Below are 13883 nucleotides of genomic sequence, written 5' to 3'. Positions count from 1 at the left end.
GGACACGTAGTACCGGGTTGCCGGTGCGTAGGGCACGGGTTCCTCCCCATCAGGGGATGCAAGGGGTCGGTGATCCATGTCTACGATGGAGGCGTGACAGGCTCTGCACAGCTCGCCCGACCGCAACCGACGTTGCGGTTCTGCGTGTTGCTCGTGTGCGCCTTGTTGTTCGGCCTGCTCGGCATGCACGGTCTGGGGCCGGTTCCTGCGGCCCTTGACTCCGGGCACGGCGGGATGACGGCGACCAGGCACACCGATGTCATGGCCTCGATGCCGGGCGAATGCGATCCGGGTGGCGGCGGTTGCCCGGGCCATGTCGGTCACGCGGACCCGACCTGCGCGTCCGCGTCCATCGCCGGAGCCCCTGTGCTGGTGCCGGTACTGCTGCCCGACGTGGTGGAGTGCTTCGAGCCGACGGACGTCGGTACCTCGCCGTTCGGCAGCGGTCCTGACGGCGGCCGGGCCCCGCCCTCCCTCTCCGAACTCCAACTCCTGCGGATCTAGGCCATCCCGCGCGTCGCCGCCCGCCCTGTGGATGCGGCGCCGTGCCTCGGCATGCCCTTCACAGATCCGAACACAGGAGCTCAACCATGACCGCGCACAGCAAGCTCGTCCGTCGTACCGCCCTCGCCGTCACCGCCGTTGCGGCCGCTCTCGTGCTGACCGCCTGTGGCGGCGGCGGTGGTCACGACATGGGGTCGATGAACTCCGACTCCAGCCCGTCCGTGACCGCCTCGGCGAAGGCCGGCGCCCACAATGCCGCGGACGTCTCGTTCTCGAAGGAAATGATCCAGCACCACCGTCAGGCCATCGAGATGGCCGATCTCGCTCGCAGCCGCGCCTCCTCGCAGGAGGTCAAGGACCTCGCCACGAAGATCAAGGGGGCGCAGGACCCGGAGATCAAGACGATGTCCGGCTGGCTCACGTCGTGGGGCGAGGAGGTCCCCGCGGACATGCCCGGCATGAGCCACGACATGTCGTCCTCCATGCCTGGAATGATGAGCAGCGACGACATGGACAAGCTGAAGCAGGCCTCCGGTACCGGGTTCGACAAGATGTTCCTCGACATGATGGTCCAGCACCACCAGGGCGCCATCAAGATGGCCACGACCGAGAAGGCCGACGGCACGTACGGTCCCGCCACCAAGCTCGCGGACGGCGTGATCACGGCCCAGACCGCCGAGGTCAAGGAAATGAACAAGATGCTCGGCAAGAGCTGACGTATCGGCAGGAGTGGGTGCGGCCGACCCGGGAGACCGGTCGGCCGCACCTGTCCGCCCGCTCACCGGGTCGCGGAGGTCCGGTCAGCCTTCCACCCGAGGCGTCAGACGGGGGTGAGTTGGGGTTCCTTCCGCACAGTCAGGCGTCCGCTGCGGGCGAGAGCGGCGACGGAGGCTGCGCAGGCGAGCCCGGTGGCGGTCAGCGTGCACCACGTCAGCCAGAGGGCCTCGTGCCGTCCGGCGAAGTCCCAGAGGGCGCCGGTGGCCAGGTTGCCGAGGGTGATGCCGAGGCCGGAGACGGTGTTGTAGAGGCCGTAGTGGGTGGCGACGAGGCGGTTGCCGGAGAGCGTGACGACGGTGTCCATCTCGAACGGGTAGACCACCGCACTGCCGGCCGCGAGCAGCGCCACCGCCGTCACCAGTGCGGTGAGGACAGCGGCGGTGGCGGCCGGCGGAGTGAGGGCCAAGGGCAGGAAGGCGAGGCCCATCGCGGCCAGGCCTCGGACCAGCGCCTGCGCGGGGCTCCACCGTTGTTGTGCCCAGCCGGTGAGCCGGAGCTGACCCAGGACAGCGACGGCCGCCGAGACGACGAACAGTCCGCTCGTCGCCCAAGTCCCCTTGGATCCCAGGGCGTTCGTCGCGGCCAGGGGCAGTGCCAGGTAGACCTGGAAGGTCAGTACGTACGAGCCGGTCATCGCGATGGCGAAAAGCAGGAAGGGCCGGTTGGCCACAACCGTGCGCCATTGTCCCAGCACGCCACCCGGTGTCGACGCCGTGGCGTCGCCGCGACGTGCGGGCAGTGCGCGCCACTGCATCACGGTCAGTACGGCGAAGACCGCGGCGGCGACCGTGCAGACGAGGCGGAAGTCGGCGGCCAGCAGGGCGAGTCCGACGAGCGGGCCCAGCAGCATGCCGGCCTGGTAGTAGACGTTGAAGGTGGCGAAGGCGTCGACGCGTCGCTCACCGGCTTCGGCGGCGAGGTAGGCGCGGACGGCGGGGTTGAACAGGGCGCCTGCGAAGCCGGTGGCCGCCGAGGCCGCGATGAGGGCGGGCAGGTTGTCGACCCAGCCGAGAAGGCCGAAGCCGACCGTGCGCAGCAGGCAGCCGGCCATGATCGGGGCCTTGTAGCCGAAGCGGTCGGCGATGGTGCCGCCGATGAGGAACATGCCCTGCTGGGAGAAGTTGCGTACGCCCAGGACGAGTCCGATCGCCCAGGCCGCTAGGCCGAGCCCTTCGGAGAGGTGGGCGGCGAGGTAGGGCATGAGCATGTAGAAGGCGAGGTTGATGGCGAACTGGTTGGCCATCAACATCCGCGCGGCGGGCGGGAAGGAGCGGGTCTGCCGCCACAGGGTGTTGTTCATCAGGCGGCTCCTGCCAGGGCGCCGGTGCCGACGTCCCTTCGGTCGGCCGTGGCGAGGGGGTCGATGATGTGGGCGCAGCGCGTCCAGCGGGTGACGGTCCGGTCGCCGGGGTGGGCGATCTCGTCCGGGTCGTCGACGGGCAGGTGGCCCAGGAGGCCGTGTTCGTGGCAGTAGATGTCGTCGAAGACCGTGCCGACGTAGCGTTGCGGGCCGTCGGGGAAGACGGCGACGATCCGGTCCTCGGCGGGCTGGGTGCGGGCCAGCCAGCGGGCGACGAGCGCGACCGCTCCGACGCTCCAGCCGCCGGTGGCGTAGTGGTGTCGGGCGAGTTGGCGCGCGGCCCACACGGACTCGGGTGCGGCGACCCAGTGGACCTCGTCGAACAGGTCGTAGGCGACGTTGCGGGGGTAGATGCTGCTGCCCAGGCCGCGCATCAGACGGGTCGCCGGGGGCTGGCCGAAGATGGTCGAGCCGGTGGTGTCCACGCCGACCACCCGCAGGCGAGGGAAGTAGCCGCGCAGGACGGAGGCGATGCCGGCGGAGTGGCCGCCGGTGCCGACGGAGACGACGAGGGTGTCGATGCGGCCGAGCTGGGCGATGAGTTCGTGGGCGAGTGGGGCGTAGGCGGCCACGTTGTCGGGGTTGTTGTACTGGTCGGGGCACCAGGCGGCGGGGTGTGCGGCGAGGAGTTCCCCGACGCGTCGGCGGCGGGCTTCCTGCCAGCCTCCGGTGGGGTGCGGGGTGTCGACGAGGTGGATCTCGGCGCCGTACGCGGTGAGCAGTCCGGTCATCAGGGGTTCCATACCGGGGTCGGTGACGACGGTGACCGGATGGCCGTAGGTGGCACCGGCGAGGGCCAGTCCGAGGCCGAGGGTGCCGGAGGTGGACTCGACGATGCGGGCTCCGGGCAACAGCTGTCCGCGTTCGTGGGCGGCGCGCACCATGTGCAGGGCTGTGCGGTCCTTGATGCCACCCGGGTTGTGGCCTTCGAGCTTGGCCCAGAAGCCGCGGCCGGCGGCTGTGAAGGGGGTGCCGATCCACAGGACGGGGGTGTCGCCGACCAGTCCGGCCGGGGTGAGCGTCGGGCGCTTGGCGTCGGCGAGGAACTGGGCGGGCGAGGTGGGGCTTGCGGTGGGGGTGGTCCGGTTCATGGCGTGCTTCTCCCGCGGCCGACGGCGTCAGCTGCCGGCCGTTGAGTGGTGGAAGGAGGCTGGACTGATCGGGAGCCGTAGCCAGGCGTGCGGGTGCCGTCCAGGGCTGCGGCTCAGAGGCCGATCAGGTCCGCCACACGCCCAGTTGGGACCGTTCTTGCTCGATGGCGGACGCTGCGGGATCCGGGAACCGTGGTGGTCGCCTCTGTGCGCCACCGGACAGCGCGTCGATGCCTTCAGCGGGCAGCACATGATCGACCGCTTCGGCGAGCGGAGTGATGTCACGCGGCGGCTGCGTCGTCGGCTCGTCCAGGTTCGAGCAGTGGTGCCCGCCACCTTCGGCGGGCCCCCGCCCTTCGGTGGACGCTTCGGCAGCCGACCGGGACGACTGGCCCAGAGAGGCGGTGGAGACGACGCGGATGGCGTCGGCGCCCGCCGGGCCGGGTCCGTGGGCGCACGCCAGCAGGTGCATCAGCGCGGCCAGCAACACCACGAGAACCGCCCCGGTTCGTGCCCCGGGGCGGACGTTGCGGCGTACCGACCAGACCCTCATCAATACAGAAGGTAAGCGATCATGTACATAAAGTGCGTGAAGGGAGGTGCGGCCGACGTGCGCCCACACGGGGGTCGACGTCCTCCAGGCGCTTGCCCTGCAAGCCCTCCGCCGGTGTTCGATGCCAGGACCGACACCACAGGCCGATCGCCGAAACGGGTGAATCCATCCGCGGATCGGCTCTTTCCCAGTGCTGCCGTCCGTCGGCGAGGGGTTTTCTGGCAGCAGCGCACGAGAAGATCCCGAAGGTGCAGACGACCGCTGTTGGATGGCGCCCCGCCGGCGGCACAGGTGCCGGGTCTTCGGCCATGACGGTTGTGCTCATCGGGCCCTGCCCCGTCGGCCTCGGCCGTCATCTGGTACGGCCGGTGCGGGAGAGGAGGTGGGGATGCGGAGGGCGGGTTCCGGCGTGATGGTGGAAGCGGGGGATGCCCGCAGCGGGTCTCGCAGGAGCCGCCACCGCCAGGGAGATCGCCATGGACCCAGCCATCGACCCGGCGGAACTGACCGCCGCCGCCGCGCCTGACGGGCTCGGAAGATATCTGGCCGGACTGCCCATGCCGCCCATGCACCACCCGCACGGCCCGGCCAAGACCGTCCGCACGACGGAGTACGAGGGGCACCGGATCGTGGTGACCACCACGTACGAGGTCACCGTGGACGGGAAGCCGGTGAAGGCCGACCTCCAGGTCGACGACAACGGCACGCTGTACTGCCACGGCCTGCCCAACTACCAGTTCGCCTCGGCACTGGACACCGTCCGGGCGCTGATCGCCAACTACCCCGACCGCTTCGGGGGAGGTGCCTGAGATGCCCGTGGTCCGCAAGAACATCGTGACCGACCGGAGCGCGCGCGACGACTACGTCCACGGCGTGGGCCTGCTCAAGCAGGAGGCGAGTCAGTTCACCACCGCTGACTTCAACATCCCGGGTCCGACCGCGGCGGTGCACACCTACGACCTGTTCGTGATCTGGCACGGCCTGACGATGATGACCCCCGTCCCGCCGGGCGGGAACGCGCTCGTGCGGAACGCGGCCCACCGCGGGCCGATCTTCCTGCCGTGGCACCGGGTGATGCTGGCAGTCCTGGAGGCGAACCTCCAACGGGTGCTCGGCAAAGCCGGTTTCGCGCTGCCCTACTGGGACTGGTCGGCCGACGGCGACCTCGGCTCGCGGACGGGCGCCCCGATCTGGACGCCCGCATACCTGGGCGGGCAGGGCACTCCGGTCACTGACGGCCCCTTCGTCTTCGACCCGGCCGATCCGACCAGCTTCACGGTCCGCATCGAGAGCGACCTCAACGGGATGCTCGCCCAGACCGAGCGGGGCCTGAACCGGACCTTCGCACGGACCTTCCCGGCCGGCTGGCCGACCCTGCCGACCAGTGCGGACGTGAAGAACGCCCTCGCCTTCACACCGGCCGGCGGCAACCCGGTGGACCGCTACGACGCTCTCGCCTTCAACTCCTCCTCGGAGGGCTTCCGCAACCGGCTCGAAGGCTTCATCCCGCGCACGCCGACACAGCCGGTCCATCTGCACAACCAGGTCCATCTCTGGGTCGGCGGCGACATGGCACCCGCCACCTCACCCAACGACCCGGTGTTCTTCCTGCACCACTGCAACGTGGACCGCATCTGGGAAGGCTGGATGCACCGCTACGGCCGCCTCTACGCCCCCGACATGACAGCCCCCGCGGCCACCTACAAGGGCGAGCGCATCGACGACCCGATCGTCTCCCCGCTCGGCACGGGCGGCACGCCCCGAGGCGTGATGGACATCTCCGCGATCTACGCCTACGACGTACTGCCCTGAACCCACGGGTGAGTCGCCTGGGGCACGGGGTGACAGTAGCTCGGTCACTTCCGGCAGCCGGCGGCGCGCGGTGGGACGCGGATACGGTGTCGCCGCCCGCCCGATCGGAAAGCCGCCGGTGGCGGCGGAGGACTGCGAGGACGATCAGAGTGGTCCGGCCAGGCCGGAGCTTGTGCCAGCGAGAGTCGATCTTCATCACGTGGGCGCGGAAACCGCGTCGAGGCCCGTGGCCATGGCCAAGGTGGCTGTCCGTCAGGGGAGTTGGGGATGGTCGCAGGTCGGGGTCACCTCAACAGCACGAGCACCCAGGCACGCAACCGCATGGATCTACCGCGCCGTCAGCCTCCTTGAGCGCCGTAAGGCCGGCGGGTGCGCAGCAGCCGTCGCCGCGCCAGGTCGCGCGGCCTTCCTTGAGTGCGACGCCGGCGATGACCAGGGTTGCGATCGGGTCCGCCCAGCCCCAGCCGAGCAGGGAGTTGGCGAGCAGCCCGACGAGGAGGACGGCCGACGGGTATGTGCACAGGAGGGTCTCCTTGCAGTCGGCGACGGTGGAGGCGGAGCCCAGTTCGCGTCCGGCGCGGCGTTGGGCGGCGGACAGGAAGGGCGTGATTGCCAGGGCGTGGGCGGCCAACACGATGCCGGGGGTGGAGTGTCCGGCCTCGCCGGTGCCGGTCAGGGCGTGGGCCGAGTCGATCGCGACGTAGGCGGCGAGGGCGAAGAAGGACAGCGCGCTGACGCGCAGCACGGTCTTCTCGCGGGCCTCGCGGGCCTCGCGGACGGCGTGGTCGGCTGCGGAGAACTGCCAGGCGACGGCCGCAGCCGAGGGCACCTCGATGGTCGAGTCCAGGCCGAGGCCGATCAGGGTGGTGGAGGAGGCGACGGTGCCGGCGGTGATGGCGACGACCGCCTCGACGACGTTGTGGCACTGCTGGCGGCGTCCCGAGAACGCACCCGCTCACTCGCCCTGGCCTACCGCCTACCGAGCCGAAACAGCGCTCGCCCAACCCGACCTACGCAGCCGCCGCCGACGCGCACACGGCCCTCGCCACCGACGCCAGGCGCTGCGTCACCCTCGTCCGCACCGCCGGCGACCACATCACCGCACACCGCTCCCATCCCGCCATCGAGGCACTCCGCGACTACGCACAGGCCAGCCTCCCCAGGGCCGGCTGAAGCGACGTCACAAGCCTGCGCACGCGGACACGCCGCGGTGGCATGAACGGACGACCCCTTCCCTCGCTTCTCGCCCCGACGTACACGTCGTTCAACTCGGCCAGCAGGACCTCGTGCAGCCGCTGCCAGACGCCGACCTCGTTCCGTCCCGCAACCGCCGCCGGCACGTCATGCCCGAGCCGAAGTCCAACTCCTGCGGCGGGCAATCCCACTGGATCCCGGTGCGCAGCACGTACAGGATCCCGCACAGTACCTCTCGGTCCGGCAAGGCCTTGCGACCCGGAGACCGGAACCTGCGCTCGCGCTGCGGCAGCAGCGGTTCCAGACGGTCCCACAGCTCATCCGACACGGTCCACGGCGATGCCCCACGTTCAGCGGAACGCTCAACTCCCGCCCCGGACAGGGCCATCCGGACCGATCCACCTCTTTGTGCCAGCCGTTGATACCGCCTTGAGTGCCGGGTACTGCCCGTGGTCAGGGCCTGACCGCGAACACCATGCCGATGTCACCGGCCCGCTGCACCGAGTCCTGCTCGGTGCTGACTGTCAAGCCGTGTGTGAGGAGGACCTCGCAGACCGTGTCGCGGTTCTGCTGCCAGTGCTCCACCTCGACGACGGCCTGGCGGACCAGCGGCCAATGCCGTTCCTCGATGCCTCTGAGTACCTCAAGTTCGGCGCCTTCCACATCGACCTTGAGCAGGTCGATGTGGGCGATGCCCTGCTCGTCGAGCACCGATGACAGGGGCCTGACCTTCACTCGGTGCGTCTCAAGCCGGCGCAGCACCCGCAGTTTGCGGCTGATGAGAAGAGTGAGGACGGGGGCGGGTACGCGGCGCAGGACCGGTCCCAGGCCGCCCTGGCGGATCATTTCGACAACGCTGGCGGTGACCCGGCGCCGCTCGTCCTCGATGTTCCCCTGATCCCGGGAGGAGGACGAGAAGATCGTGGCGGCCGGAATGTAGCTGAATTCGAGCTCGTCGTCGCGGGACGCCAAGCCGTAGGGGAGCACGGTCAGACGTCCGTTGAAGAACTCGCGAGCATTGCGTTCGAGTGTCGCGTGGAGTGGCGGCACCGGCTCGAAGGCGTAGATCCGCACGTCTCCGTCCAGCCGTTCATAGACGGCGGCTGAGAACACACCGATGTTGGCGCCCACGTCGAGTACCGTCGCGCCCGGCGTGCACTCGATGCCGTGGGCGAAGTAGCCGTTCACCTCCTCGCGGAGGAAGGACGCCTCCCAACGATTTATGCTGTGCAATTCAATCGCACTCATGGCCATGACAAGATGATGTATCAGGGTTGGAGCCAACAATCCAGCCTGCGCCCTTCGCTTTGGCCGCGTCACAGATCCACAGGGTGTGACATGCGCCCATTCTCATAAGAGCTCGTCACGCGATCTTGTCGAGGTGTCCTGGCCGGGCGTGCCCGATGTTCCGCGGACGGCCGCTGCATCCGCACCCGGCAGGGCAACGGAACGTTCGGGTGGGTCCACTCTTCCGGAGGCAGCGGTCGGCGAGCACCCCGAGAGGGGGAGTACGACGACCCGGAAGCTGTACGGCGCGGTGCTGTCGACCGCCTCGGCATCATTCTCGGTCGTGTGAAGGTCGTTGCGCAGTACCACTGGGAGATCGATGACCACACCGGGGTGTCAGCAGGTGCCCTTACGCGTTGAACCAAGTGTGACGGATCAATCGATGATGTGGGACGAGATGGGACTTTCAGGTCTGCAGGCGCAGCTGGTACATGAACTGCTGAGCAGGGTCACGACGTTCGCGGCCGGGCAGGGAGTTCTGCTGGTGCGTGGTGTCGTGAATGCCCCGGATCGGCGCGGTGTCGGCCGCGTCGTTCTGTGGGACGGAGAGCAACTGGACACGTCGGTCGCCTTCGACATGCCACTCACGGACACACACGGCGGGAACATTCCCTCGGGGCACCTCGCGGCTGCCCTGCGCAGCGCATTGGCCGCCTGCTCTGAACGTGAGGTCGAGGGGGCGCCGCGCGATGCCTTCGGGATCCCCGTAATCGACGCCTCCGCCACTGTTCACGGCTTCGTCGGCCAGCCGCGGTTCCGTCTCTCGGATGCGCTGCGGGCCGCGGCGGCAGCCTTCTCGGTCTCCGGGGAGCTGGACGAGCCCGCGGAGCTTCGCCTGCGCGGCTTCCTGCTTCTCGATCAGGCAACGTGTCGGCTCTACTTGGACACCCCCACATCACAGGACGCTCCGCCGTTCGGTGTCGACCTTCCTCTTCGCGACGAAGGCGGCTCTGTTGTCGTTGGCGTGACAGGAGCGCACGCCGTGCTTCCGGTCCTCCTGGAAACGGGGGAGTTGGAGCGCATGCGGAGGGACGTCCACGACCCCTACTGCCGTGCGGTCTACGACTTGGTGGACTGGCTTACGGGTCGTTGACTGAGGGCGTCGAGGATCGTGTCCCGCCGATTGGTGCAGTCACTGGCCGACCTGATCCGGTTGCTGTTCTGGTGGTGGCTGACGTTCGCTGCCGGCCGGTTTGGTGGTGAGGAGTTCGGCCAGGACCACGGCGGCGAGTCGGTCCGCCTCGCAGGAAGCGGCCCAGCAGGCGGTCGATGAATGGGTGGCCGCCTACAACTACCAGCGGCCCATCAGTCGTTGGACATGGTCGTTCCAGCAAGTCGCTTCCGACCCACTGGCCCAACCCGCAAAGATCCAGTCCCCGCCGTGGAGGGCGGTCTCGGCGAGGAGGAGCCCGAGCCGTTCGTGATCGGTGTCATCGAGCCACCGCCACAGCCTCCGGCGGGATCGGGTCTGGTGCAGGTCAAGATGTCACCCGATCATACGGCAGACCCAAATGCTCGCACTGGCTGGTCTGCCGGTCAGGACTCCTTCTGGGCGCTGTCGGTACCGCCGACTACTCTGCCTCCTGAGCGAAAAGCGTCCTAGCGAAAAGTGTCCTGAAGACCGGCCGTCAGGAGTCAGTCCGTGACCCGCACCACACCTCCGCGCCCAGTCGACGTCGTGGCTCTGTATTCCGAGCTCGGGCCGTTGGCTCGCACCGCGACCAGGCTGCACCCGCGGCGCGGCATTCCGGCGGCGGCGCAGAGCTCGATCGGCGGCCCGCTGCTGTGGCCTGCGGGAGAAGCCTGGCCGGTCTGCCCGAGGACGCGGCACGAGTCGTATCGCGGTGTCCATGCCGGACAGTCACCGCTGGTCCCTGCGCTCCAGCTCTATGTCCGCGACGTGCCCGGGCTTCCGCATCCGGCGGGCGCCGACCTGCTGCAGATCCTGTGGTGCCCCCTCGACGAGGTAGAGGCTTTCGAGGAGCCGCTCCTGCTGTGGCGCGATGCGGCGTCGGTCGACGCGCCCCTCGATGTCAGTCCCGACCCGCATCCGGAAGCGGACGGGGAACTCATCCCCCGTCCGTGCGTCATCGATCCCGAGGAGATGACCGACTACCCGTATTCGGACGCGCCGGAGAGTCTGTACGAACGCTTCAGAGAGCACGACGAGCCCTTCATCGAGGAGGACAGGGAGGGCTGGAGCATGTGGGACCTGCTGGTGATGCCCGGGTGCAAAGTCGGTGGCTACCCCAGTTGGACGCAGCCCCCGAACTGGCCGGACTGCCCGAAGTGCGGCCAGGGCATGCACCACCTCCTGACCCTCAGCGGCGACGAGGGCGGACGGATGTGGATCCCCCGCGAGGAATGGGCGACAGCCGGCTACAGCGGCGGCATCACGGAGGCGGCCGGCGGCACAGAGGCCGCCGAAACGAACAGGCATCCACTTGACATGACTTTCGGCGACGTCGGCGGGTTCTACGTGTTCTACTGCCCCAGTTGCCCGGACATGCCGCTCGCGAGCTGGTTCGACTGCGGCTGACGACCTACGGCTCTGCAAGGCATCCGCCCGGCCGGTACCCGCGCTTTCGCCACCCGGGGCAGGCAGGAAGCCGGCCTCACCTCACCCGCCGACATGATCAAATCGAAAGGCCGCCAGTACTGCCCCGGCCTTGCCCTGCTGGTTGCCCCGTCATGAGCCAACTCCCGCGCCATTGCGGCGGAGTGCCGTACGCCGGCGAAGACCATCGGCAGGCCCGGCAGTGCCCGCCCACCCGCATCTGTCCGACTTACCGTGGAGCCGCAGGGCCACATTCCGCAGCGGGCGGCTCACCACACCACGAGGCGGGCCGCGATCGGGTCCCGCAGACGAAGGAGGGGCTACAGCCATGAGTTCGCTACTGGCCGAGGGCGATCTCACTTACGAAGAGCACGTTGTGTGGCTGGAAGACCCCGAACACCTCGACTACGTTCGCCAGGCCCTCGAGAAAGACCCGGGGCCGCAACACCACGCCCCTACGCGCGTGATGGCCGCATGATCGGCTACGCCCTCCTCGACGACCAGGCCGAATCCGACCCGGCAGCGGTCTGTACAAGCGGCGTGTCTTCTTCTTTCTCCCGTACGACCGCGACAGCCTCCCGGCGGCCTGTAGCGGGAAGGCGCCCCCGGCGAAGCCGTGGACCCGCGCACCAATGAGGGAAAGCGGGGGAGAAGACCCCGCGCTCGCGAGAACCGCGGGCGGGGTGCTTGCGGGGGTCCTCGGCGTGCTTGTTCTTCGGATTCTTCCGGTCGTCAGTCCGCGTGGCTCGGAATCCGCAGATGTACCGCATAGCCTCCATCGGACGTGCTTCCGGACTCGAAGGTGCCGCCCATGAGCTCCGCGCGCTCCTTGAGACCGACGAGGCCCTGGTGGGAACCGGGCAGGGGGAGGGCGGGACGGGTGGGGGGTGTGTTCGTGACCGTGACGCCGTACGCGGCGCCGCCGTTGCCGCCCCAGAGCTGGACGGTTGCGCTGGCGCCGGGAGCGTGTTTACGGACGTTGGTGAGTGCCTCCTGCACGGTGCGGTAGATCGCGCGCTGGGCGCGGGTGCTGATGTCCGGCGGGAGTTCGCCGGTGAGGTCCGTGTCGATGCCGCTGGTGGTGACGAGGCGGTGGAGATCGGCGAGGGTGGGCTGCGGGGTGAGTTCGGTGGCCCGGCCGCCGGAGGCTCTCAACAGGGTGACCATGTGGCGCAGTTCGTCGAGGGTGTCGACGCTGAGGGAGCGGATGGTCTGTGCGCCCTCTTTGAAGGCCGGGTCCTTGGCGGCGACTTGGAGGGCTGCGGCCTGGACGGCGATCAGGCTGACCTGGTGGGAGACGACGTCGTGCATCTCCCGTGCCAGCTGGGCGCGTTCGCGGGCGAGCACGGCCTGGGAGTGCAGTAGCCGCTCGTGTTCGCGTGCCTCCTCGATCTCGACGAGTCGGCGTGCCAAGTCGCCGCGGGCCTGGACGAGTTGCCCCATGAGGACGGGGGCCGCGGCAGTGGCGAGCGTGTAGAAGAAGTAGACGACGGTCCAGGTGCGGTCGCGTGAGGCGAGGTCGTTCAGCGGCCAGGGCGCTGCGGAGGCCAGAGCGAACAGCACCGCGCAGACCGTGAGCAGTCGGCGGTCGCGGGAGCGTTCCGCCAAAGTGAACAGGGCCGCGAACGGGGCGAAGACGACGTCCTGCATCAGCGCAGCGGGGAGTGTGAGCAGGAACACCGGGAGGGGGAAGCGGCGGCGGAACGCGAGCGCGGCGCAGCCCGCGGCGGCAACCGCCGTCGCGAACGGAGACTCGTCCCACAGGTTGACCGAGAGGTCCGCGACCGCGATCGCCACGACCACGGCGTCGACGACCGGGGCGGGGATCCGGGCCCACCACGCCCGGCGCGTGGTCATCGCCCGGACTCCGAGCGCTGTTGTCCGTCGTCAAGGAGCCCGGCACGCTGCGCGAGCAGCGCCGCCTGCACTCGGCTGGTCACCCGCAGCTTGGTGAGGATGGCACTGACGTGGTCCTTGACGGTGCCTGGGCTGAGATGGATCCGGCCTCCGATCTCGGCGTTGGACAATCCCTCAGCGATCAGCACCAGCACCTCCCGCTCGCGTTCGGTGAGCCGTCCGACGCGGGCGACGTCGGCGTGGTCGACTGCGCCGGCGGATCCGGGATGGCTCTGCCAGACGGCCCGGGATGCCTTCGGTGACATCACCACGCCGCCCGCGGCCAGCGTGCGCACCAGCTGGGGGAGTTGGTCCGGCTCCGTGTCCTTGAGGAGAAACCCCGCGGCGCCGGAACGCAGTGCGGTCAGGACGTACTCGTCGGCGTCGAACGTGGTCAGCATCGCCACCACCGGCGGTTGCGGCAGCTCGCTCAACTGCCGCAGTACGGTCAGACCGTCCACGTCAGGCATACGGATGTCGAGCAGCACGACGTCCGGGCGCTCGCGCCGTACGGTGTCGACCGCCTCGCCACCCGTCGCGGTCGCGACGACCTCCATGTCGTCCGCCGCGCTGAGGATCAGCCGAAAGCCGGACCGAACCAGAGCCTCGTCGTCGACCACTACCACCCGGATCACGCGCGTTCCGCCTCGTCGTTGTTGTGCGTACGTTTCCGAGCGCACGTGATGCTTGTTGTCACCACATTGACCGTAAGACAGCGGACGCCTCACGAGACGGCTGGGCTGGGCACTCCCGCCACCTGGGGGGAGCGTTCCAGCCGGACGGGGGAGGACCGGTTCCGGTCGGTGGGCGGTTGTACTGCTCGGCGAGGGCCGGGTCGTACGTACGGCACTC

Annotated in this window: 13 protein-coding genes and 2 pseudogenes; 7 read left to right on the top strand and 8 right to left on the bottom strand. The window is 69.2% G+C overall.

Annotation, left to right across the window (positions count from 1 at the left end; translation table 11 throughout):
* Window positions 1-93 precede the first annotated feature (93 nt).
* A complete protein-coding gene (locus tag ACIQBL_RS16350) occupies window positions 94-504 on the top strand; it encodes a DUF6153 family protein (RefSeq protein ID WP_401941816.1) in 411 nt (136 codons plus the stop codon).
* Window positions 505-590: 86 nt separating this feature from the next.
* Complete coding sequence (locus ACIQBL_RS16345) at window positions 591-1220, top strand: DUF305 domain-containing protein (protein ID WP_401941814.1); 630 nt, start codon at window positions 591-593, stop codon at window positions 1218-1220.
* Window positions 1221-1324: 104 nt separating this feature from the next.
* Here ACIQBL_RS16345 and ACIQBL_RS16340 read toward each other — a convergent pair whose 3' ends face one another.
* The 3 genes from ACIQBL_RS16340 to ACIQBL_RS16330 all read right to left on the bottom strand — a co-directional run bounded on the left by ACIQBL_RS16340 (window position 1325) and on the right by ACIQBL_RS16330 (window position 4285).
* Window positions 1325-2581: an MFS transporter gene (locus ACIQBL_RS16340; RefSeq protein WP_401941811.1), complete on the bottom strand. Its 1257-nt coding sequence runs from the start codon at window positions 2579-2581 to the stop codon at window positions 1325-1327.
* Window positions 2581-3732, bottom strand: coding sequence for a PLP-dependent cysteine synthase family protein (locus tag ACIQBL_RS16335; RefSeq protein WP_401941810.1), 1152 nt, complete (start codon window positions 3730-3732; stop codon window positions 2581-2583). Before ACIQBL_RS16335 ends, ACIQBL_RS16340 begins: the two co-directional genes overlap by 1 nt.
* 124 nt (window positions 3733-3856) lie before the next feature.
* Entirely contained in the window at window positions 3857-4285 is a 429-nt protein-coding gene (locus ACIQBL_RS16330) for a hypothetical protein (protein ID WP_401941807.1), read from the bottom strand.
* Between the two features lie 476 nt (window positions 4286-4761).
* Here ACIQBL_RS16330 and ACIQBL_RS16325 point away from each other — a divergent pair, with 476 nt between their 5' ends.
* Window positions 4762-5094, top strand: a complete 333-nt coding sequence (locus tag ACIQBL_RS16325) for a hypothetical protein (RefSeq protein ID WP_401941804.1) — start codon at window positions 4762-4764, stop codon at window positions 5092-5094.
* Between the two features lies 1 nt (window position 5095).
* Window positions 5096-6097, top strand: a complete 1002-nt coding sequence (locus tag ACIQBL_RS16320) for a tyrosinase family protein (RefSeq protein ID WP_401941801.1) — start codon at window positions 5096-5098, stop codon at window positions 6095-6097.
* 289 nt (window positions 6098-6386) lie between these two features.
* Here ACIQBL_RS16320 and ACIQBL_RS16315 read toward each other — a convergent pair.
* From ACIQBL_RS16315 to ACIQBL_RS16305, 3 genes and pseudogenes are all read right to left on the bottom strand, one after another.
* Window positions 6387-7019: pseudogene (locus tag ACIQBL_RS16315) on the bottom strand (cation transporter); the annotation flags it as partial.
* Between the two features lie 343 nt (window positions 7020-7362).
* A pseudogene (locus ACIQBL_RS16310) lies at window positions 7363-7639 on the bottom strand (transposase); the annotation flags it as partial.
* Window positions 7640-7744: 105 nt separating this feature from the next.
* Window positions 7745-8539, bottom strand: a complete 795-nt coding sequence (locus ACIQBL_RS16305; protein ID WP_401941799.1) for an FkbM family methyltransferase — start codon at window positions 8537-8539, stop codon at window positions 7745-7747.
* A gap of 421 nt (window positions 8540-8960) precedes the next feature.
* On the opposite strand from ACIQBL_RS16305, the gene ACIQBL_RS16300 reads away from it, so the two are divergent.
* The 3 genes from ACIQBL_RS16300 to ACIQBL_RS16290 all read left to right on the top strand — a co-directional run bounded on the left by ACIQBL_RS16300 (window position 8961) and on the right by ACIQBL_RS16290 (window position 11613).
* Entirely contained in the window at window positions 8961-9671 is a 711-nt protein-coding gene (locus ACIQBL_RS16300) for a hypothetical protein (RefSeq protein WP_401941797.1), read from the top strand.
* A 549-nt stretch (window positions 9672-10220) separates the two neighbouring features.
* Entirely contained in the window at window positions 10221-11117 is an 897-nt protein-coding gene (locus tag ACIQBL_RS16295) for a DUF1963 domain-containing protein (protein ID WP_401941794.1), read from the top strand.
* A 346-nt stretch (window positions 11118-11463) separates the two neighbouring features.
* Window positions 11464-11613: a DUF6009 family protein gene (locus ACIQBL_RS16290; RefSeq protein WP_401941791.1), complete on the top strand. Its 150-nt coding sequence runs from the start codon at window positions 11464-11466 to the stop codon at window positions 11611-11613.
* Between the two features lie 254 nt (window positions 11614-11867).
* On the opposite strand, the gene ACIQBL_RS16285 is transcribed toward ACIQBL_RS16290, so the two are convergent.
* Both ACIQBL_RS16285 and ACIQBL_RS16280 read right to left on the bottom strand, forming a co-directional pair.
* On the bottom strand, window positions 11868-12992 hold the full coding sequence (locus ACIQBL_RS16285; RefSeq protein ID WP_401941788.1) for a sensor histidine kinase: 1125 nt from the start codon (window positions 12990-12992) through the stop codon (window positions 11868-11870).
* The gene (locus ACIQBL_RS16280; RefSeq protein WP_401941785.1) at window positions 12989-13666 is read right to left on the bottom strand and encodes a response regulator; all 678 of its coding nucleotides are present in this window, start codon (window positions 13664-13666) and stop codon (window positions 12989-12991) included. Before ACIQBL_RS16280 ends, ACIQBL_RS16285 begins: the two co-directional genes overlap by 4 nt.
* Window positions 13667-13883: the final 217 nt, after the last annotated feature.

The sequence above is a fragment of the Streptomyces sp. NPDC088350 genome (genome assembly GCF_044753545.1).
GTDB lineage: Bacteria > Actinomycetota > Actinomycetes > Streptomycetales > Streptomycetaceae > Streptomyces.
Note: the sequence above shows the minus strand (reverse complement) of the source record. Positions and strands in the feature narration are given on the sequence as shown.

Excerpts from the sequence above, each read along its gene's own strand:
- ACIQBL_RS16335 (WP_401941810.1), bottom strand. The coding sequence starts at position 3,732 with ATGAACCGGACCACCCCCACCGCAAGCCCCACCTCGCCCGCCCAGTTC.
- ACIQBL_RS16300 (WP_401941797.1), top strand. The coding sequence starts at position 8,961 with ATGATGTGGGACGAGATGGGACTTTCAGGTCTGCAGGCGCAGCTGGTA.
- ACIQBL_RS16340 (WP_401941811.1), bottom strand. The coding sequence starts at position 2,581 with ATGAACAACACCCTGTGGCGGCAGACCCGCTCCTTCCCGCCCGCCGCG.
- ACIQBL_RS16325 (WP_401941804.1), top strand. The coding sequence starts at position 4,762 with ATGGACCCAGCCATCGACCCGGCGGAACTGACCGCCGCCGCCGCGCCT.
- ACIQBL_RS16285 (WP_401941788.1), bottom strand. The coding sequence starts at position 12,992 with ATGACCACGCGCCGGGCGTGGTGGGCCCGGATCCCCGCCCCGGTCGTC.
- ACIQBL_RS16320 (WP_401941801.1), top strand. The coding sequence starts at position 5,096 with ATGCCCGTGGTCCGCAAGAACATCGTGACCGACCGGAGCGCGCGCGAC.
- ACIQBL_RS16290 (WP_401941791.1), top strand. The coding sequence starts at position 11,464 with ATGAGTTCGCTACTGGCCGAGGGCGATCTCACTTACGAAGAGCACGTT.
- ACIQBL_RS16345 (WP_401941814.1), top strand. The coding sequence starts at position 591 with ATGACCGCGCACAGCAAGCTCGTCCGTCGTACCGCCCTCGCCGTCACC.
- ACIQBL_RS16305 (WP_401941799.1), bottom strand. The coding sequence starts at position 8,539 with ATGAGTGCGATTGAATTGCACAGCATAAATCGTTGGGAGGCGTCCTTC.
- ACIQBL_RS16330 (WP_401941807.1), bottom strand. The coding sequence starts at position 4,285 with ATGAGGGTCTGGTCGGTACGCCGCAACGTCCGCCCCGGGGCACGAACC.